Source organism: Vibrio sp. Isolate33 (assembly GCF_022397895.1).
GTDB classification, from domain to species: domain Bacteria; phylum Pseudomonadota; class Gammaproteobacteria; order Enterobacterales; family Vibrionaceae; genus Vibrio; species Vibrio pomeroyi.
Window position 1 is genome coordinate 50,971 of record NZ_JAKEUP010000004.1, and the last position, 19,887, is coordinate 70,857.

The 19,887-nt window shown below is 43.4% G+C and carries 14 protein-coding genes and 1 pseudogene; 7 read left to right on the forward strand and 8 right to left on the reverse strand.

The features are described from left to right. Window positions 1-5 precede the first annotated feature (5 nt). Window positions 6-1,781, reverse strand: coding sequence for a hypothetical protein (locus L1D37_RS08850; protein ID WP_239847648.1), 1,776 nt, complete (start codon window positions 1,779-1,781; stop codon window positions 6-8). A gap of 146 nt (window positions 1,782-1,927) precedes the next feature. Beyond that, window positions 1,928-2,836 carry a LysR family transcriptional regulator gene (locus L1D37_RS08855; RefSeq protein ID WP_239847649.1) on the reverse strand — a complete coding sequence of 303 codons (909 nt, stop codon included), beginning with the start codon at window positions 2,834-2,836 and terminating at the stop codon, window positions 1,928-1,930. A 608-nt stretch (window positions 2,837-3,444) separates the two neighbouring features. Between L1D37_RS08855 and L1D37_RS08860 the strand changes: the two are divergent. Further along, window positions 3,445-4,160 (forward strand): annotated as a pseudogene (locus L1D37_RS08860) (DUF1826 domain-containing protein). A gap of 72 nt (window positions 4,161-4,232) precedes the next feature. Here the strand turns inward: L1D37_RS08860 and L1D37_RS08865 are convergent. Together L1D37_RS08865 and L1D37_RS08870 are read right to left on the reverse strand one after the other, a co-directional pair. Next, window positions 4,233-4,592 carry a VOC family protein gene (locus L1D37_RS08865; protein WP_239847650.1) on the reverse strand — a complete coding sequence of 120 codons (360 nt, stop codon included), beginning with the start codon at window positions 4,590-4,592 and terminating at the stop codon, window positions 4,233-4,235. Window positions 4,593-4,676: 84 nt separating this feature from the next. Then, entirely contained in the window at window positions 4,677-5,378 is a 702-nt protein-coding gene (locus tag L1D37_RS08870) for a YafY family protein (RefSeq protein WP_239847651.1), read from the reverse strand. Window positions 5,379-5,682: 304 nt separating this feature from the next. On the opposite strand from L1D37_RS08870, the gene L1D37_RS08875 reads away from it, so the two are divergent. Next, on the forward strand, window positions 5,683-7,569 hold the full coding sequence (locus L1D37_RS08875) for a methyl-accepting chemotaxis protein (protein WP_239847652.1): 1,887 nt from the start codon (window positions 5,683-5,685) through the stop codon (window positions 7,567-7,569). Window positions 7,570-7,668: 99 nt separating this feature from the next. Here the strand turns inward: L1D37_RS08875 and L1D37_RS08880 are convergent, their stop codons facing one another. Both L1D37_RS08880 and L1D37_RS08885 read right to left on the reverse strand, forming a co-directional pair. Continuing rightward, a complete protein-coding gene (locus tag L1D37_RS08880) occupies window positions 7,669-8,070 on the reverse strand; it encodes an ACT domain-containing protein (protein WP_239847653.1) in 402 nt (133 codons plus the stop codon). A 132-nt stretch (window positions 8,071-8,202) separates the two neighbouring features. Beyond that, entirely contained in the window at window positions 8,203-9,096 is an 894-nt protein-coding gene (locus tag L1D37_RS08885) for a LysR family transcriptional regulator (RefSeq protein ID WP_239847654.1), read from the reverse strand. Window positions 9,097-9,273: 177 nt separating this feature from the next. On the opposite strand from L1D37_RS08885, the gene L1D37_RS08890 reads away from it, so the two are divergent. From L1D37_RS08890 to L1D37_RS08910, 5 genes are all read left to right on the forward strand, one after another. Further along, the gene (locus L1D37_RS08890; protein ID WP_239847655.1) at window positions 9,274-10,176 is read left to right on the forward strand and encodes a Vmh family MBL fold metallo-hydrolase; all 903 of its coding nucleotides are present in this window, start codon (window positions 9,274-9,276) and stop codon (window positions 10,174-10,176) included. A 281-nt stretch (window positions 10,177-10,457) separates the two neighbouring features. Further along, on the forward strand, window positions 10,458-11,273 hold the full coding sequence (locus L1D37_RS08895; RefSeq protein WP_239847656.1) for a TauD/TfdA family dioxygenase: 816 nt from the start codon (window positions 10,458-10,460) through the stop codon (window positions 11,271-11,273). Window positions 11,274-11,596: 323 nt separating this feature from the next. Further along, window positions 11,597-13,363: an ABC-F family ATP-binding cassette domain-containing protein gene (locus L1D37_RS08900; protein ID WP_239847657.1), complete on the forward strand. Its 1,767-nt coding sequence runs from the start codon at window positions 11,597-11,599 to the stop codon at window positions 13,361-13,363. Window positions 13,364-13,654: 291 nt separating this feature from the next. Further along, a complete protein-coding gene (locus L1D37_RS08905) occupies window positions 13,655-14,518 on the forward strand; it encodes an AraC family transcriptional regulator (protein WP_239847658.1) in 864 nt (287 codons plus the stop codon). Window positions 14,519-14,761: 243 nt separating this feature from the next. Continuing rightward, entirely contained in the window at window positions 14,762-16,810 is a 2,049-nt protein-coding gene (locus L1D37_RS08910; RefSeq protein ID WP_239847659.1) for a hybrid sensor histidine kinase/response regulator, read from the forward strand. A 151-nt stretch (window positions 16,811-16,961) separates the two neighbouring features. Here the strand turns inward: L1D37_RS08910 and cqsA are convergent, their stop codons facing one another. Further along, entirely contained in the window at window positions 16,962-18,143 is a 1,182-nt protein-coding gene (gene cqsA, locus L1D37_RS08915) for an alpha-hydroxyketone-type quorum-sensing autoinducer synthase (protein ID WP_239847660.1), read from the reverse strand. A 258-nt stretch (window positions 18,144-18,401) separates the two neighbouring features. Next, window positions 18,402-19,790: a PLP-dependent aminotransferase family protein gene (locus L1D37_RS08920; RefSeq protein WP_239847661.1), complete on the reverse strand. Its 1,389-nt coding sequence runs from the start codon at window positions 19,788-19,790 to the stop codon at window positions 18,402-18,404. Window positions 19,791-19,887 lie beyond the last annotated feature (97 nt).

Sequence of the window (19,887 nt, forward strand, 5' to 3'; positions counted from 1 at the left end):
TTAGGTTAGTTTATTTTTTGGTATGTAGATACGTTCTTTGACTCGCCGGTTGGTAGCATTTTACGGCGAGTTAAAACACCCTGGTCCCAGTCTTTACCTGCTGGCATGTATGACCATTTAACAAAGTACTCTTTACCTTGAGGGCATTCTGTTCCCATTACGTAGTTATTGGAGTCACAGAAGCGAACAGTAGTATTCAGCTCACTAAGCGTCGCTTTTGAAGTACGCCCTGTTTGGTTGAACCACCAATAGTCTAGGTTAGAAAAGTCAGCATAAGAATAAGGCCCCTCATCATCCAACTCTACTGGCGTGGAACCTGTACACTCTTTGCCAGATACAGTGATGTCCTTTTCACCAAATACATACTCAGAACGTGCTTGTACGCCGTTTTCACATGTTTCTAAGTGCTCCCACGTACCAACAAAGTTGACGTAGCGGTCTGTCTCTTGGTCATCGATTTGATAGATGAAACGAATTTTCTCACTAACGCCACCTTTGTTCGAAACTGATGGTGCTGATTTATCTTGCTCCGAACCTAGGTTGAACTTCTTATCTAGAATGGTTAGTACTTCAGTCGTAGCATCATAAGACTGTGAGTAAATGTTGTATTGCCACGCTGTTCCGTCTCTATTATTTGAATCATCATATAACTCAGTCTCAATCATAGAATTCAATTGAGACTGTGAAGTAGCGAGAACATAAGGCATATAGCTTTCTATCTCTTCATCGTCATAGTCCATGCTCTCTTCTGGTTCACTCTCATTTGGGTTGTTAAACTTGTAGGAGAATTGACTTCCAAGGTTGAACCGCTCATCAGTTGTTGCGTCTTGGCCGTCGCATTTGGTTTGATCATCATCGGTAACGGTGAATTTACGAGAGTCACCTGTCGACGCAACACAGCTTAAGTATTGGCTAGCCCAAGCCGAACTAAAACCTGAGTCGTTGTTACCTTCAAGGAAAACGATAGCGTCGCCAGAGAGTTTGTAATCCCAGCGTGCAGAACTACGAACTAAATCAAACGTCTCTTCGTCGATGGTTTTGTCAGCGTGAACATAAAACTGCTTTTGATTTGTAAGAGGGTCATGATCATTCAACTCATGCAACTGATATTGATTGATACTCACTTCACGAATGATGTTAGCGCTACCACGCTGAAACATTGGAACTGACGAATCTTCACCGCGGTCATTATATTCCTTTAACGAACTGTTCATGTGAGCAACTGCGTCATCTTCGCTTACAATGTCAGCTTCATTCATCCCCATATGATCTTCTAGGAAAGTGATAACCGTGTCTTGGTCGTCTAGGTTGATTTTATGCAATGCACTGATGGTTGCTTCACCGATGTTCGTCGAGAGTGTTTCGGGTAACACGATATTTAAGTCTTGGTCGCCAACATTGACCGATTGAAGAAGAATAGCGAGGTTTACTGCTCTTTCGTAAGTACCTGTTGCTTCAAATGGGCTTAAAACATCACGGTTAGATGCAGCACCGACTTTGAGCCCATCTTCACCACCCAAGTAAAAGGTCAGCGTAGTGTTTGATATCGCGCTGTATTGACCACCGTTATCGGTAAATCCGCTGTTTACGAGTTGATCTGTGTAATAAAGACCATCAACAGCTGCGTCAACAAAGGTGCCTTGTGTTGTCGTAATAGGACTGGTGAAGTCAATCGGTGCAGAGCTTGTGCTATCGTCATCATCATTACACCCAGTGATGCCAACCAAAATTGCTGCTGACAAAGCGCACATCTTAAGTGAGCCAATGTTCATTTTTCTCATTATAATGCCTTGTGATTTTGAGGTTACTTCTATAAAACGCGAGGATTATGATGAATTTAAATATGAAAATTGGTTATATGTTAAATAATTAATGATTCTTCATGGATAAACGAGCATTAAATAATGAAATATAAATTAACTATGCACTAATTATAATTTTTAGCTGTTGCATATATTTGATTTCTAAGCCACTGATGAGCTGAGTCTACATTTTTACGTGGGTGCCAATACAAAGACATATTTATATCGCTGAGATTAAAAGGTAGGTCGAATGTTTTTATAGAAAACTTGTCCTTACAAGTACTTTCCATAAATGACGGTAAAAGGGCGATGCAGTCTGTTTTCTCAACTAAGGAAAGTGTCTCAAAGAAGCTAGATGCTTTATAAACTATTTTACGAGCATTGAGCGCTTCGATATCAGAATTCAACATTACATTTTCTCTGTTTATCTCATGAGTGATAGAAACATGATGTTCAGTATAGAATTGTTGCATGTTGGTATTAAATCCATCGATTCTAGGATGATTGACTCTGCAACAAGCTTTGAGCTTATCACTCATAATGACTTTGTGTTTTAACATCGTGTTTCCTATCGGGCGTAACCCAATAATCAAGTCGTAGTTACCTAAGCTAAGGTCGTTTTCGTAATCCGAAGAGGTCAAAGGGTGAATAGTGAGAGTAATGCCCGGTGCTAGTTGTTGAATCCTAGTAAATAACTCAGGAAGAAGGAAAAAGTCTACTGTATGTATACAAGCGATCGAAAATGACCTTTTTGAATTAATTGGAGAAAACGAGTTATGTGTCGAGGATAAGGTCGCATTAAAATTGTCAATGATTGCTGCCATATCGGAGTAGAGCGTAGACGCATAGCTAGTGGGTTCCACACCTGAACGAGTACGATTGAAAAGAGTATCTTCGTATATTTCTCTTAATCTCGATAGTGCCTTACTAACTGCTGGCTGAGTTATTGATAAACGTTTGGCGGCTTTTGATAAGTTTTTTTCTTCGAATATGGCGACAAAGATTGGAACCAGATTAAGGTCGGTAGTTTTCATTAGACGTTTTTTAAGGTGGCTTTTATATGATTTTTAAAATTGAACATTATTCTACGATATAAAAAACACCAATAAAACAATGTTTTATTGGTGTTTTTTTATGAGTGTAAATTGCTCAGTATTTGCTTTAATTGTACATTTTCTAGCATTGATTGAATTAATTAAAATGAAAAGTCTCATTTTGATATATTCTATATTGAAATTGTATTTGGTTATGTGTTAGGTGGTTTTTATTCTACAGGTTTCTTAATGATGTTAATATTAACCTAGGTTTAGGTTGGTATTTCAGCGCTATAAAGGTTGATTATGTTTGATTATTAACAATGGGTCTGGAAATCGTAATTTTATTTTCAGCTTCTTTATGTAAATGGTGAGAACTTCCCCTACAGATTTTAATTTAAGCTTGGAATATATTGTAAAGTTCAACGCAACCGAAATTATTAACGAATTTCATTATTCACAATGCTATCACTATTGAGTTGAGTGCCATAAGCTCAGTTGTAAATATCTAAATTGATATGTTATAACGTATCATGATTATTCTTACTATAGATCATGATAGTAGCAGCAAGAGTGAGGCGATAAGCATGTATCAAGGAGAAGACGTAATGAATGCCGTGTTAACGAAGCCTTTGGCACCAATAGTAGCCAGCCTCTTAATATTAGTTCGGCTGTGAATATCAAAGATCAGGTGAGTCACAAGCCATGTGTTAGTGCTTCGGAGCAGCCCACGGTATTAGCCGACATCTATCAAAGTGATATCAACATCGCGATTTGGCAGCGTAAGTTTGATGCTAATTTAATCGACGACATTAATGAGTTTATCGCGTCGAATCCAAATTTTAGTAAGTCTGTTAGCGTGTCACCCGACAATGCCTACGAGAAATTAGAATTCTCGACAGACGGAACGGCTTCTAAAGCGCTATTAGAAAACATGGCACAGTTGGTGGATATGTTCTGTTGTTTGTTTGAACTTGAAGAAGTAGGGTTGCGTTTAGCGGTTTTAAATAAGGCAATGTGTCCTCGTTTTCATTTCGACCAAGTTCCTTGTCGCTTGGTGACCACTTACCACGGTGTTGCAACACAATGGCTACAGAATGACTCAGTCGATCGTTCAAAGTTAGGTCGTGGAAGCAACGGACAACCAGATTCTGCATCAGGCTTGTACGCACGAGAATCTGATGTTCAACAAATGGCGAGTGGTGACGTAGCGCTATTGAAAGGTGAGCGTTGGAGTGGCAATGAAAATGCGGGTCTCGTGCACCGTTCGCCAGTGACCTCATCTGAAGAAACGCGACTGTTGCTGACGCTAGATTTCGGTTAGTAAGCTGTTTATGAGATGAGATGAGATGAGATGAGATGAGCAAGCGGCCAAGTGCAGCTTGCTCATATTCGTTTAAGCGAAGATGCGGATACGGTGTCCGTCTGGATCAACAGCAAGGAAGTTGATGCCGTAAAGCGATTCTTCTGGCTCTTGTTCAAACTGAATGCCTTTCTCTTTCCATGCTTGGTAAAGATTTTCTAGTGTCTCTTTGTCTTCAACAGGCATAGAGAGCTCAGTGCCACCACCTTTGGTGCTGCTTGCTGGGGTTAGAACATCCGCTTGCTTAAGTGTGATTTTTACGTTGCCTGCAAAGTCTAAGGCAGCGAAGGTTGGTGATAGAAGCTTTGGCTCGCAATCAAATGCCTTGGCATAAAAGTCCATGCTGCGATGAATGTCTGCGACATAAAGAACAAATGAATCAATGGTAAACATAGTAGCTCCTAGGCTGGTCAATTTGATTTGCGTCGAGTTCGCTTGGGTTGAGAGAAATATAGCGCGAGTCAGTGACAGTTTTTGTCAGTAGCGAATCACTTTATCTGCAATGCCTTCCATGTTCTGCCAATCTTTGATCAAGTCATGACGCGGGCGTTGATATTTTTCTTCAAGCATTTTCCACTCGGTAATTCTATCGAGCCTGAAATTACGATACGCACTGCGTGTTTCACACCAAGCGACTAAAACATAGTGTTGTTCGAACAAGCCAATCAACATCGGCCAAACGATTCTTTCGCTAACCTGATCTTTTGCGTCTGTGTAATGGATTTCGGCTTTGTTCTGTTGCTTAATTGCCAACTTGATGTCTGAAAGCTCTATGGTTAGCTCTGCGACTTCAATGATTGAAGCAACACGCACAATGTCTTCACTGCGTTTGGCTTGATGATCAGCAGGTAACACGGACGAAATCTTGGCAATCGCATTTCTAGCCGGTTCACTGAACTCGCCATTGGCTTGCTTAGCGACCCATTCAGCACCGAGTCTTAATGCTTCCAATTCTTCCATTGAAAACATCATCGGCGGTAGCGTGAAGGTCGGTTTCAATTGATAGCCAACTCCAGCTTCACCATTAATTTCAGCGCCTTGTGCTTGAAGCGTCACGATGTCTCGATAAATGGTACGAGTACTCACGTTTAGTTCCTTAGCGAGATGATCGGCAGACACGGGGTATTTATGACAGCGTAATAATTGGAGCAGATCGAAGAGACGTTGACTTCGGGACATAGGAAAACTCTGAATACTTAACAGCTTATAAGATTAATGCATTGGGAATATGAACGCTAATTACATTGAGATAAATGAAGCAAAAGGCTTGGCATTTTGGATGGGGCTTTGACGCGACCGATTAACGTATATCATTCTTTCGATTGTGAATTGATCTGGATCTGTTATTGGTTCACATATAACGATAATACAATGAGTTAGCCCATTTTATTATTTATTTTAATGTGTAAAATATATGCGCTTGCTACCGGATGGGAACGGTTCTGTTACCCACGGTTATTTATATAAAAATTATAGGTTTCCTATGTTAAAGAAACTCTCGCTTAAAAATAAGCTGGCGATCTCTGCCAGTATGGCCATCATCCTGGGGGGGATTTTGGTCGAGGCACTTTCATTTCGTGCATCGTTGCAACGATTGGATACAGAGGTGGAACAGCGCCTAGAAGGGGCATCGGCTTCTTACAACCAATACGTATCAGATTGGATCTTATCCAAAGAGCGTGCGCTCACTTCTCTGTCGAAAGAGTCTAAACAAGAAAGTTTGGTGACTCACCTAAAACAGGTTCGTGATTCTGCCTCTTTTGATAATGTCTTCTTGGCATTTCCTGATGGTTCGCAAAAGAACGCGAACGGTGTTGTGTTGCCACCGGGTAACGATGACCCGCGTCTATGGGGTTGGTACACCAATGCGGTAGCAAACCCAAGCAAAGTGTTCATGGACAACCCAACAGTTGCGGCGGCAACGGGCGCTAACGTTGTGTCGCTGGGTACTGCAATGCAATTGCATGGTCAGCAGGTTGTATTAGGTGCGGATGTAGAAATCACCGACATTCTCAATAGCCTTGAAAAAGTGATTCTTCCAGGTGAAGGTTACATGTTCATCGCGACCAATAAGGGCACGGTTTACACGCACGCTGATACCAAGCTATTGAACAAGAATATCAGCTCACTTGGGCTTGATTTCGCAGATGTACAAAAAGCGTTGGTGAGCGGTAAAGACACCTCTATCGACTTAAACGGCAACGACTATGTACTGTATGCGCGTGCGATTGATGGGACTAACCTGATCACCATCAGTGTGGTTAACCATGACTCTTTGGTCGCACCGTTATTTGACGCTGTGATTGGCCAAGTGTTGGTGACATTGCTGGTTGTCATCGTATGTACTGTGTTGTTCAACCTACTGTGTACGATTTTATTCCGTCCACTTAATCATGTATCTCAAGCGTTGGCACAAATCGCGAATGGTAGTGGTGATTTAACTCAACGTATTCATGTTGATAATCAAGATGAAGTGGGTGAGCTTGCTCAGAACTTCAATACCTTTGTTGGCAGTTTACAGCAGTTGATCGGTCATATCCGTGGACAATCAGAACAGCTAAACAACCAGTCGGAGCAAAGTGCCCAGCGTGCAAATCGTTCTGTGGATGAGCTAAACCACCAGCAACAAGAAATCACTATGGTGGCGACAGCAGTAACCGAGATGGCTTGTGCAACTCAAGAGATTGCATCACATGCCGAGCAAACCGCAAAAGCTGCACAAGACTCAGCGGCAAGCACCAATAGTGGTCATGCTCTGGTTGTCGACACTAAAGGCTCAATCAATAACTTGGCCAATGAAGTGAACGAAGCAGGCAATGTGATTAGCGAACTTAACAAGCACGCTCAAGAGATCTCGACAGTATTAGCGACAATCCAAGGCATTGCCGAGCAAACTAACTTACTTGCTTTGAATGCGGCGATTGAAGCAGCTCGTGCGGGCGAGCAAGGCCGTGGTTTTGCGGTAGTCGCTGATGAAGTTCGTGTGCTTTCTCAACGTACCCACTCTTCAACGGAAGAGATCAAATCGACGATCGATATCCTGCAGCGCACAACGACCCAAGCCGTTGAGCTGATGGAAAGCAGTTCTAAACTGGCAATACATTCAGTAGAAGATGCCGACAGAGCTTCGCACGCGCTTGAAGAGATCAATACTGCCGTTGCTTTGATCAGCGATATGGCGACTCAAATCGCGACGGCTGCTGAAGAGCAAACACACGTGACGGGTGAAATTACCCAGAACGTGACGACCATTAAAGATGTTACCGACCACCTAGTTGTAGGCGCACAGGACAGCTTAACTGAGTCGAACGAACTTAAGAGCCAAGCCGCTGGTTTAAGTGACAAAGTGGCCACTTTTAAGCTTGCTTAACGGTCTCGTTCGCTGATGCCTGATCAGTGAATGGACATTAAGCAATAAGCCAAAGCGACGTAGATTACGTCGCTTTTTTTGTATCTGGTGAACGCTTTGTTAGCTCGCTTCTGAAAACTCCCTAAGCGCGCTCATTGCTTCGTCTGCTTTGTCTTTTTGAACGAAGATATGGTCATGGTAATAGCCAGCTATCACGTTGGCGCTAATGCCGTATGAACCTAGCTTGGTAGCAAAGGCGGCTGTTAACCCAACCGCTTCTAGGCTTGAGTGTACCGACAAAGTAATCAAGCTAAACACACCATCGAAATCGAGTTGAGCTTGATGTGCTGCATCCTCTGCGAGCACCAAGGTTAAGCCTTCTTTTTCACGAAAGGTCGCGATTGGGTCGAGTTGAATGTAGTCTGACAAAGCTCCGTCGACAGTACAGAAAACATAATTACCTTCGATGAGCTCAGGTGACATCGATTTGAGAAGAACATCTAAATCGGTAATGGCAGCCATAAATATTTCCCTAATAGTATTAACGCACTCGTTGATGCGGATTGGATAATCTAACCACGATAGAGTCGGGTGGAAGATAAGTAAAATGAATAATCCTTATTCCGCATCAGCTTTGTTAATGACAAGGCTAACCTACCAACTTGTCGATTGCTCCATCTCGTTAGATAGGTGATCGATAAAGGCTCTTAACAGCGGTGTGACTTGTTTACGTGTTCCATAAACCGCGTACACACCTAGCGTTTTCGGTTTCCATTCAGAGAGCAGAGGAACCAATCGTCCGTTTTCTATTAAGCCTTCTACAGAAGGAAAGGGCAGTAAGCAGATACCGTTGCCTTTGAGTGTGGCAGAAAGCAGAACCTCAGACGTATTCGCACTGATGTTCCCTTTAATCGGCACTGATTCCAATCCATTCGGGCCATTAAACGTCCATGCGGTTTTACCAAAATAACTGAATGACAAACAGTTGTGGTGAGCTAGATCTTGCGCGTCTTTGGGGGTGCCTTTTTCTTTTAGATATTGTGGCGACGCACAAATCACAGATCGACATTCACCGAGCTGCTTCGCGACAATATTGGACGTCAGTTCGTTGGTTATGCGAATTGCCAAATCGATGCGCGATTCAACAAGATTGACCGTTTGATCGGTAGAGACGATATCAATCGAAACCTCGGGCCATTTGTCGATGAAGCGGCTGATCACGTCCATCAAGAAACTGTCGACAATCGAATAACTCGCAGTAATACGCAGTTGGCCTTTTAAGTGCTCGCGGCTTTGATTTCTGATACCTGCTAACGATGCTTCAAGGGCAAGCAGCTCTCTCGCGACTTCAAGCGTCTCTTTCCCCGCACTGGTTAAGCTCAAGCTTCGAGTGGTTCTATGAAGCAGGCGAGTATCCATCCAGTTTTCGAGCTCACCCAAATAGCGTGTGACTTTGGTTCGAGAAAGCTCTAGGTGTTCGGCTGCTGCACTCAAACTGCCACGCTCAACGATGGTGACAAAGACATTCATTGCCTCGAGTTTATCCATTGTTCTTATTACCCAAATGATTTTTGAATCTAATCGCTACCAGAAAATTAGCATATGTCCGAAAACCGCAACAGTGAAAGTTAATTTGATGTCTATTTCATCTAATTCCAATCAAATAAGATGTTTGCACACTCAATGAGTTGGCAGGCGTTCAGCTCTTAATAACGGAATAAAGCTATGAAAAAGTTATCTAAAATTCTTGTATCAAGAACCGCGCTTTTAGGAACAATGAGTTTAGGAGCTATGCTAGCTGCATCGGGTGTTGTCTCTGCAGCGGAGTTAAACATCACTCATTACAATCCGTGCGAAAATGCAATATTCCCAGCAACCTCTGTGCTGGTTTCGGGAGAGAAGGAAGTGATTCTGTTTGATGCACAATTTAGTGTCGCAGACGGAAAAAACGTAGTGGAGCAAATCAAAGCGACTGGCAAAGAGCTATCGATGATTTATATCAGCAGTGGCGACCCAGATTTTTACTTTGGCTTAGAACCGATTGTAGCGGCATTTCCAAACGTAGAGATCGTTGCCAGTGAAGCGGTTGTTGCACATATCAAGCGTACCAAAGATGCCAAGCTCGAATATTGGGGGCCAATTTTAGAAGACAACGCACCGTCTAAAGTCATTGTACCAACCGTTCTTAACGACACCACGCTGAGCATTGAAGGTGAAACCATCGAGGTGAGAGAAATCAACACACACCAAGCTTACTTATGGGTTCCGTCTGAAAAAACTGTGTTTGGCGGTGTGTCGGTTTATAGTGGCGTGCATGTATGGATGGCAGATACCGCATCGAAAGAGATTCGTAGCCAGTGGTCACAATCATTAGAGCGCATGAAAGCACTTAAGCCTGAAGTGGTCATTCCGGGTCACTACTTAGGTGAAATGCCAACGGGTACAAATGGCGTGCAATTTACATTGGATTACGTAGCTGACATCGAAGATGCGCTGGCAGGTACAAGTAAGCCAACGTCTGTTGAGATCGTTGATTACATGAAGAAAGCATACCCACAATTTAAGGCGACGGAAGGCGATCTAGAACTGGGTGCCAAAGTGCTAAGCGGTGAGATGGAATGGCACTAAGTTGAATATCTCGGTTGTGTCTCAGAAAAGCCTAAAGATTGTGTGCTAGATTTATTGGTGATACACAACTGGAGATATCGATGATCTGGCTTTCGGTGAAAGTACTACAGATTGGACTTGTCTACGGATACAGGAAGTATCAAAAAACAAAAAGAGCGCCTATTTAGGAGCTCTTTTTTTTGATGTTTTAGCAGCGTGTCGAAAGAAAACTCTCCATTATCCGGTTTAATAGTCAGTATCTAAATTGACTCTGAAATGTCACATCATCAATAAGCGAGTTTATGTTGAAAATCGAACCCATTACCCCTCACATCGGAGCTCGTATTCATGGAGTCGATCTCGCTACATGCAGTGCGACTGAACTTGATGAGGTTTATCAGGCGCTTCTAACTCATCAAGTGATTTTTCTGGATGATCAAACCCTTTCGCCACAACAGCATTTGATGATTGCAAAGCGGTTTGGGCAACTTGAACCGGCGCATCCGTTTTTCCCTCGCGTCGAACATGTACCTCAGGTGAGTGTGATAGAAACAACGCGTGGCAATGCGCCGATGGAAAGCTACTGGCATACGGACCTTACTTGGCGCGAATTACCATCGAAAGCTTCTCTGTTGTATGCTCAGCATATACCCAATGTGGGAGGGGACACGATTTGGTGTTCGATGACGGCTGTACTTGAATCGTTAGATGAAGATATGAAAGCAAAGCTGAGAGGCTTGTCAGCGACCCATTCGCTGGTCGCGTTTGAAGGTATAGAGTCGGATCAGATTGAGCTTGATTGGCACAAGTCGTTAATCAAAACTGCTCGGGAAAATCCTCCAGTCGTTCACTCTGTTGTTCAAGTTCATCCAGAAACAGGTAAAGAAACACTCTATATCAACGAACAATTTACGCGTTATATCAATGAGCTCGACCGCCAAGAGAGTGATGCTTTACTCAGCCAACTGTTTGAAGTTGCCCGACGCCCCGAGTTTCAAGTTCGTTTCAAATGGGGCACAGGCTCATTGGCGATTTGGGATAACAGGGTAACGCAGCATTACGCGGTGATAGATTACGGCGATACGCCAAGGAAAATGCACAGAGTGACAGTGACCTAGCTTACGTAAGTTTAGGGTAAATTCAGGCTAAGCTGAATGCGGCTAAATATTTTGACTCATCGATTAATGTGATTTATTTTTAGCGTTAATGTTCAACTCAATACAAATATAAGGAGGATTTTTATGAAAGTGTGTGAATTTAACTTTGCGCATATTTTTTGGTACGACCAAAACTCAAGTTTTAACACTATCGTGCTGCGATAACCAAAACTTGAGCGAAGCATTAAACATAACCCTCAATAGAGTTTCTTCACTCTAGTTTACTTGGTTGTTGTCAGCGAATGACGACAGCGCTTTCTTGCGCTTGAAACTTGAGTAAACAAATGACTACATTAATATCTACATCATCTATTTCTTACGATCTAACATCATGCCGCTTATTTGATGGGCTTTCTTTCACCATTAAAAAGGGTGACCGCATTGGCCTAATTGGCAGCAATGGTTGTGGAAAAAGCACCTTACTACGTTTATTAAACAAAGACTTACCAGACTATGTTGGTAGTGTCTCATTCGCCTCTTATGCTGAAGTTGCGCTTATTGAGCAACATCTCCCTAAACGGCTGCTGAGCATGTCTATGCTCGATTCCGTTGTCGATAACCTGCCGACAGAGATTCAACTATCCGAGCAATGGCGCGCTCAAATCATCTTGTCTAATTTAGGCTTTGACGAAAGCTATTGGGATCAGCCGATTGGCACCTTAAGTGGCGGTCAATACGCACGAGTGCTGGTGGCAAGAGCCCTGATTGTCGAACCCGACGTTCTACTACTGGATGAACCGAGCAACCACTTAGATTTGCCAACCTTGCTTTGGTTAGAGCAATTTCTGATGGATTGGAAGGGCACTTTTGTGATGGTGTCACATGACCAAAGGTTACTCGATCATGTAACCAACTGTACTTGGGTACTGCGTGATAAAAAACTGCAAACCTTTAGTCAAACCTGCACACAAGCAAGGAAGGCTTTAGAGGAGAAAGACCGAGCTGATGCTGAAAGGCAAGAGGCTGAACAAAAGGAGATTAATCGCATTGAAAAGAGTGCGCAGCGATTAGCTATTTGGGGCAGGGATTTCGATAACGAAGGCCTAGCACGCAAAGCCAAAAGTATGGAGAAACGTGCCGCTGGTTTGCGAACGAGCATGACGCGTTTGGATACGATTGAGCCATGGACACTAAGCCTGTCGGGTGAGTCGATGAAGGCTAATCGCTTACTTGAACTAGTTTCGGTGCCAATCGCTGCCGCGCAAGATCAAGCACCTTTGTTTGAAGTTCTGTTCCAGCAGGTTAAGAGTGGTGACCGAGTCGCCATCTTAGGTAAGAACGGCGCAGGTAAATCTTCATTGTTGAAGGTCCTATGGGCAAGCTATCAAGCCTCTCAACTTGAAGATAATGGTTACTTCCACCCTCAAGCTGAAGTGGGTTATTACGACCAAAGCTTGAACCAATTGAGCGATGAACATTCTTTGATAGATTCGTTGTACCCGTTTTATCCGGTTTCTCAGGAAGCCAGAAAAATGGCTTTGATCAGCGCGGGTTTTTCTTATGAAAGACACGATCAAAAGATCGCTGAACTGAGTGGAGGCGAGCGTTCCCGGCTACTGTTTGTCGGGCTATCTCTGGCTAAGTATCATTTCCTGCTGCTTGATGAACCAACGAACCACCTGGATATTGAAGGTAAGGAAGAATTGGCTGATTGTTTAACTCGTTTCGAAGGCGGCCTGTTGCTGGTTAGCCATGATCGAGAACTCATCGAGAGTTCATGTAATCGATTCTGGTATATCAATGACGGTCAGCTGGTGGAAATGACTTACTTAGACGCGGTTTATGAGGCTATGGCTGTCGGTAATCAGGTTGATAGCATAGAGGTGGAAGGGGAAACTCGGAGCACTGTGTTATCACGATCCACGACCAGTGAAAATCAATCGCCTGAGCTAGCTCAAAATGATGACGAGTTGCTGTTGGAAAGGCTGTTAGAGTTGGAAGAGTTACTAAGACAAGACCAGTCACGCAAAGCGAAACACCAGAAGCCAGATCTGCAACAGAAATGGCAGCAAGAAATCGTCAGCATTAATGCGAAACTGGAACTCACTTAGCTTTTGATTCTATTCGCTAAGTACATTGGCTAGCAGTACAGCTCGACTGTGACCGCTAACTATGGAAAGTAAGGCTCTTTAGCTCCGTATTGGCTAAAGAGCCTATTTTCAATTTCTCATCATGAGATATTTCCTTTTAAAATCAACATAGCCTCCATTCGTTTTTATAAAAACATATACTTATCGATAGTGTTAAAAGCACATTACCTAGCGAACATCGCAATCTCAGTCAGGCGAATGCGATTCTCTGTGGGTATCATTTCTATGAATTCTTAACTGGGCACGAGAAAAATGAATGTAGTGAAGCACCATGAACGAAGAATACGGAAGGTATGTGACTTCATCGATGGCCATTTAGATGAAGCTTTGAGTTTGGAAGAGTTAAGCTCTGTTGGCGCGAGCTCTAAATACCATTTTCACCGTGTTTTTAAATCATTCATGGGTATTAGCACCATTCAATATGTACTGTTGGCGCGCTTAAAACGAGCTTCTTTTCGATTAGCTTTTGAGCCAGAACACAGTGTTACAGACGTTGCCTTTGAAGCGCATTTTGAAAGTCTCGAGGGGTTTTCTCGTGCATTTTCTAGAAACTTTGGGCAAACGCCCTCCCAGTTTAGAAAACAGCCACATTGGCCATCTTGGCATTCAAAGTATGAGTTTAACCCACCGAAAATTGGAGACAGGGTAATGGACGTAAAAGTCGTAGAGTTTTGTGAAACACAAGTCGCTTTAATTGAACATAAGGGAAGCCCTAAGCTTGTCTACAACACGGCAGCCAAGTTTATTGATTGGAGAAAATCGACAGGGCTCTCTCCCGTAAAAACGAGCCACACTTATGGGGTGCCTTATTCCGACCCGGCTGATACCGTGGAAGACGAGTTTCGTTTTGATATTTGCGGAGTACACCAAGGCAATGTGCCGAAAAATGCCTTTGGTGTGAAGTCTGGTGTTATTCCTGGCGGTCGATGCGCTGTTGCTGTTCACAATGGAAGCCATGACCTAATCAGTGATACCGTTTACTACTTGTATCGAAATTGGTTACCTGAAAGTGGAGAGGAACTAAGGGATTTTCCATGCTTTTTCCACTATGTGAATCTTGTTCACGAAGTGGACGAATGCGATTTGATAACTCACATCTATTTACCGATACGTTAGGCTCGTTACTGAACTAGCATTGCATATCTATTAGGAGGCCTCGTATTCACGAGGCCTTGTTGTTTTTATAAGCATAAACACAAGCCCCAAAATTTAAGATTAAAAGCAAATACCTTCATATATATTTGATTGAAACCTCACTGCTGACAGGGGATGTGTAATATAATCGGCGCCTAAATATAAGAATAAAAATTAAACCATAGAACCAGTAAACGTTAGGGCTTAGAGAACAAAGTATTTCGTATGAACGCTATTCGCAAAGTTTATCAATACGCAGAACCTAATCTCACCCTTGTGGGTTGGATGGGCTTTGTCGGCTTTCCCATTTACTACATTGTATGGGAATTTTTATTCCCTCAACCTTATGAGAACCTACCGCTGCGTCTAGCGTGTTCGTTATTATTCTTAGGCATTATTTTTCGTAATCGTGTGCCATTTGAATGGCGCAAATACCTTCCGGCTTACTACCAGGTTGCAGTAACCCTCTGCTTGCCGTGTTTCTTCTTTTATATGCTGCTGATGAACAATTGGTCCAATGTTTGGGTTATGTCTTTCATGTCGGCCATATTCCTGCATATTTTATTAGTGCACGTCACTAAAGTTATGTTCGCTCAAACTTTTGCCGGAATCGGCATTGCGACTTTATGTGCTTGGGTGGCACAAGGCTTCTATCTAGAAATTACAATGGACTGGACGCATGTTCCCATCTTCTTGTTTATCTACCTGTTCGGCAATTTGTTCTACTTCCGTAATCAGGTGGAACATGAAAATAAGGTGTCACTGGCTAAGTCTTTTGGTGCCGGTATTGCCCACGAGATGCGAAACCCTTTAAGTGGTTTATTAACGTCTATTGATGTCATGCAATCCATACTGCCGAACCCTAAAAGTGGCGACCATAAAGGGCAATATGCGCTGAGCAATGAAGACGTTATCCAGTTGCGAGAAGTGGGTGATGAAGCGATGGAGATCATCCACTCAGGTAATGAAACTATTGATTTGTTACTGACTTCGATTGATGAAAACCGTGTGTCTCGCTCGACCTTTAAAAAGCATTCGGCGCAAGCGGTCGTTGAGGATTCGATTACCAGCTTTAATTACAAACGCACCGCCGATAAATCTGCAATCTCTTTAGACGTACAAAGCGACTTTGACTTCTTAGGTAGCGATACCTTGTTGAAGTACGTGATGTACAACCTGTTCAAGAACGCATTCCACCATCGCAGCCCTGAAGATTTCCATATTCATGTCACGATGTGCAGTGATGAAGTCACCAATCAAATCATGGTGACGGATAACGGTTCTGGCATATCAAGCGATGTGATTCGACGTATCTTCCAAGACTTCTACACCACAGGCCAATCGGGTAACTACGGCTTAGGCTTGCCATTTTGTCAGAAGGTCATGCGCTCGTTTGGTGGCGAAATTAAATGTCAGTCGGAAGTGGAACAATGGACGCAATTCACGATGACGTTCCCATCTCTGACATCCAACTCAGTGAAAGAGATAAAGAGCGAGCTGACTAAGTTAAAGAGTGTGGTGATGATCAGTGACCAGAAGGTTCTGACCAGTAAAATGACCGAGATGTCGCGTTTTATGGGCTTTGACCTCACTATTATGGATGTTGCCTCTGCGCTTAAAAATAAGGAATATCAGTTCGAATTTGATTTGGTTTTCGTTGATATGGAGAGCTTGGATCTACGAGCTAGTTGTTTGGAGAGAATTGAGTCACTGCTTTCGTTTACCGAAGCTCGAATCATTTACCTCTATGAGCATCATCCGATTAGGCGTGTGCGTAACGTCTCTTTCGAGCCTATTTGGGTGGAAACTCAGGTTTGGCTACTCAATACCAAAGCGACCATCGACCGCTTACTTTTCGATTCCAATTACGTGATGGCGTCTGTACCAGTAAAACCGCTAGAGGTTGCGAATAAGCGTACGATCATGGTGGTGGATGACAACGAATCTCTGCGCCGTTTTACCGCGATGTTACTGGAAAAGCAGGGCTTTGATGTTGTGCAGAAAGAAGATGGTCAGCAAGCGTTAGACGCGTTGGATAGTGATGATATTGACTTGATTCTCATGGATATCGAAATGCCAGTCATGGATGGTGTGGAAGCGTCTCGCCGAATTCGAAGTGCCAACAAAGCATACTCTTCAGTGCCGATTATTGCCCATACCGGAGACAGTTCCCCCGTCACTTTGGAAAAAATGGAATCATCAGGTATGTCTGATTTCATCGTCAAACCCGCGGATAAAAATCGGCTGTTCGATAAGATTGCTCACTGGATCTAGTGAATGTTATAGGTTGAGCTACAAGAGTGTTTTGTAGGTGACTCAAATACAAGAAAGAGCTCAGCGAATTGGTGGGCTCTTTTTGTTTAGCGACATGGTAGCATCCATTCTGTCCTGCCGTTTTTTAGTTAAAGAATTAGTGTGTTCAGAGTTATACGAACTCTAACTCTGGGTGATGGTACGCTTCATGACAAACCGTGAGCACATGGTCAACGTCGCGTGGCGTCATGTCGGCATTCACTGAAAATCGGATGATGTTCTTATTCTTCCCAGTCGCTGGACGGCAGAACACTGCGCCGAACACATCTCGCTCTTCAAGGAAATCGCGTACTCGCTCTGTATTTCTTTCATTTCCGCACTCTAGCGAGACGATTTGAGATTCACTACGGATGTTAAAGCCGATCCGTTTGAGGCCCGTAATAAGCGACTGTGCTCGCTTAAACAGGGCTTCTCGTTTGTCATCTGCACCTTTAATTACATCCAATGTTTTCTCTAAACGAATCACTTCTTGCGGCAATACGGTTGAGCTAAAAATTGCGGGATAAGCGACAAACGGCAAAGTATCAGAGAGCTGCTTAGACCCAAGGATTGCGCCTGCACGATAAGCGAAGGTTTTGGCTAGGCTGACGGTGATAAAGTCGACTTGGTCAGTGAGCCCAAGAGCTTGCACTAAGCCTGCACCTTTTTCACCGTGTGTCCCTAATGAATGCGATTCATCGACGATAACAGCACAATCAAACTCTTGCGCCATTTCGTAGATGTCGCGGAGCGGGGCAATAGTACCAATGGTGCTGTAAACCGAGTCAACAACAATCACACCAGAACCATGACGTTCCAGTTGCTTACGTAAGTGACTCATATTGTTATGCATAAATGGATGAGCTGTCGCACCCGCCGCGCGAATACCTTCCCATAACGACATGTGCGCAAAGAAGTCGATATACACAGGCGTATTTGGTGGACAGACAGTTTGAAGCAACCCAATATTGGCAGCCCAACCAGACTGAGAAAGCAGGCAGCTTTCCATTCCAACATAGTTGGCGAGTTCGGTTTCAAATGCAGGTTTAGAGTCTGCATCTTGTAAGAAAATCGCAGACATCACCACATTGTCGTCGTGGTCGCTGATCGCCGCTTGGTGGGCTTGTTGGATTGCTTTGTTGTGTGACAAAGATAAATAATCATTGCTTTGCATGACAACGGAATCGCGCGATGGACGTTTACCCAAAACCAAGTGTTTCTGGCTTTTGTTCTGGGTAATTAGGTCTTGAATATAGAAGCTCAAGCGTTCTTCAATAAAGGAAGGTAATGGTTTTTTTTTGGTTTTATCACTCATAATAGTTCTCTTCAAATACAGGATAACGCCAGCGCTGACGGCTGTATATTGAAGATAAAAAGTGATGTGTCATTAGCCAAGTTGCATAATTTTGTGGGTGCTTGCAAACTCAGCATTTAAGGGTTTTGAGGCGAATGGATTTCCTTACGGTAACGAGCTTTAACCCAATTCTAATCAGAATAATAACCGCCTCTTTTATAACAATTAGCGATGAACGGACTAAGAATCAAAGCTGTGAGAGAAAGCTCTGAAAACAGTCTAATCACTGACACATTGATGAATAAGTTTAATCAAGTCATCCAATTGTTGCTTGGCTTCTCCTTCAAGTGAATAACCAAAATTGATGCGCAGACAGTTGCTGTAAAGATCAAGAGTGCTGAACAGATGGCCAAGTCTGATATCAAGGTTTTGAGCCGTAACCGCTTGAGTAAAAGCTTGTTGATTTAGATTGGGTATTTGTAGCCAAAGCACCATGCCACCTTGTGGGTTACTGATCTTCACATTTTGAGGAAGGTGTTGGGCTAAATAGCTTAGGTATTGCTGACGTAAAGAGAGGATTTGAGAGCATCGTCTTCTAACGTGTTTGGCGTACTGACCAGACTCGATAAAATCAGCAACCGCAAGTTGGGTCGGTAGGGCGACCCCATAACTCGCTGCAGAAAACTGAGCTTTGTACTCGTCTATGTACCTTCCTGGCAAACACCAGCCTAAACGATAGCTGGGTGAAAGGCTTTTCGATACCGAACCACACCACAGCACGTATCCACCTTTGTCATAGTATTTTGCAGGCAATGGTGTGTGTGATGAGTAAGAGAGCTCTAGATAGACATCGTCTTCAATGATGGGTACTCGATAGTGATTCGCCAATTCAGCCAGTTTTTGCTTTTGACTGGCTGACATATTGATACCTTGAGGATTCATATGTGAGGTACAGAAGATAGCAGCATCCACACGTTTGTTTTTCAGGTGTGCTTCCAGTTGTTGTAGGTCGACACCGTCATCCAAAGACGGGATCTCGATGATATGGCGTGACATTTTGCCGAGCAACTCCAGAATACCGTTGAAACAAGGTGAGCTGATGGCAATGGTGTCGCCTTCTTTGGTACAGGATTCGAGAGCGGCTTTAATCGCCGACATGCAGCCTGCAGTGATCACCATTTCTTCAGGTGAAAAGTGCACATCGAGCTTGGCGAAGTGGGTGGACAAAGCTTGTCTTAACATTGGCTCGCCCTGTGTATCAGGGTAGTGATTAAGCCTGTCGCCCATACGTTTGATAGAACGGCGGAAACTGCGTTCTAGCTCAACAATCGATTGTTCATCATTAGTGGTGCTTGAGACCCCTAAAGGTCCATTGATTGAGTTATGAGTCGATGATGTTTGTCTGACTTTGGAAACCTTACTCTCAAACTGTGCCCATTCAGGTGTTGAATGAACTGGCTTGTGAGGCGAGACAAAATACCCGGCTTGCGGGCGAGAATGAATCCAACCCTGTGATTCTAATTCCTGGTAACAGCTGACTACGGTCGATATGCTGATGGCTTGCTGCTTAGCTAATTGGCGCAGCGACGGCATGCGTCCACCTTCGGGCCTTTTCCCGGTTTCAATTTCATCAATGAACTGATTCGCAAGCTTTCTGTAGATACTCATGGTCACTACCGTTGTTAACTGTACTGGTTTTTATTGTAAAAATTGTATCTGTACCGGTTTTATTGTTCAAGGGATACTCTTTCAAAACAAAGGAGGG

Coding starts and splice junctions, on each gene's coding strand:
- L1D37_RS08900 (WP_239847657.1), top strand. CDS start 11,597: ATGACTACATTAATATCTACATCATCTATTTCTTACGATCTAACATCA.
- L1D37_RS08885 (WP_239847654.1), bottom strand. CDS start 9,096: ATGGATAAACTCGAGGCAATGAATGTCTTTGTCACCATCGTTGAGCGT.
- L1D37_RS08875 (WP_239847652.1), top strand. CDS start 5,683: ATGTTAAAGAAACTCTCGCTTAAAAATAAGCTGGCGATCTCTGCCAGT.
- L1D37_RS08855 (WP_239847649.1), bottom strand. CDS start 2,836: ATGAAAACTACCGACCTTAATCTGGTTCCAATCTTTGTCGCCATATTC.
- L1D37_RS08890 (WP_239847655.1), top strand. CDS start 9,274: ATGAAAAAGTTATCTAAAATTCTTGTATCAAGAACCGCGCTTTTAGGA.
- L1D37_RS08850 (WP_239847648.1), bottom strand. CDS start 1,781: ATGAGAAAAATGAACATTGGCTCACTTAAGATGTGCGCTTTGTCAGCA.
- L1D37_RS08880 (WP_239847653.1), bottom strand. CDS start 8,070: ATGGCTGCCATTACCGATTTAGATGTTCTTCTCAAATCGATGTCACCT.
- L1D37_RS08910 (WP_239847659.1), top strand. CDS start 14,762: ATGAACGCTATTCGCAAAGTTTATCAATACGCAGAACCTAATCTCACC.
- L1D37_RS08870 (WP_239847651.1), bottom strand. CDS start 5,378: ATGTCCCGAAGTCAACGTCTCTTCGATCTGCTCCAATTATTACGCTGT.
- L1D37_RS08920 (WP_239847661.1), bottom strand. CDS start 19,790: ATGAGTATCTACAGAAAGCTTGCGAATCAGTTCATTGATGAAATTGAA.
- L1D37_RS08895 (WP_239847656.1), top strand. CDS start 10,458: ATGTTGAAAATCGAACCCATTACCCCTCACATCGGAGCTCGTATTCAT.
- L1D37_RS08905 (WP_239847658.1), top strand. CDS start 13,655: ATGAATGTAGTGAAGCACCATGAACGAAGAATACGGAAGGTATGTGAC.
- cqsA (WP_239847660.1), bottom strand. CDS start 18,143: ATGAGTGATAAAACCAAAAAAAAACCATTACCTTCCTTTATTGAAGAA.
- L1D37_RS08865 (WP_239847650.1), bottom strand. CDS start 4,592: ATGTTTACCATTGATTCATTTGTTCTTTATGTCGCAGACATTCATCGC.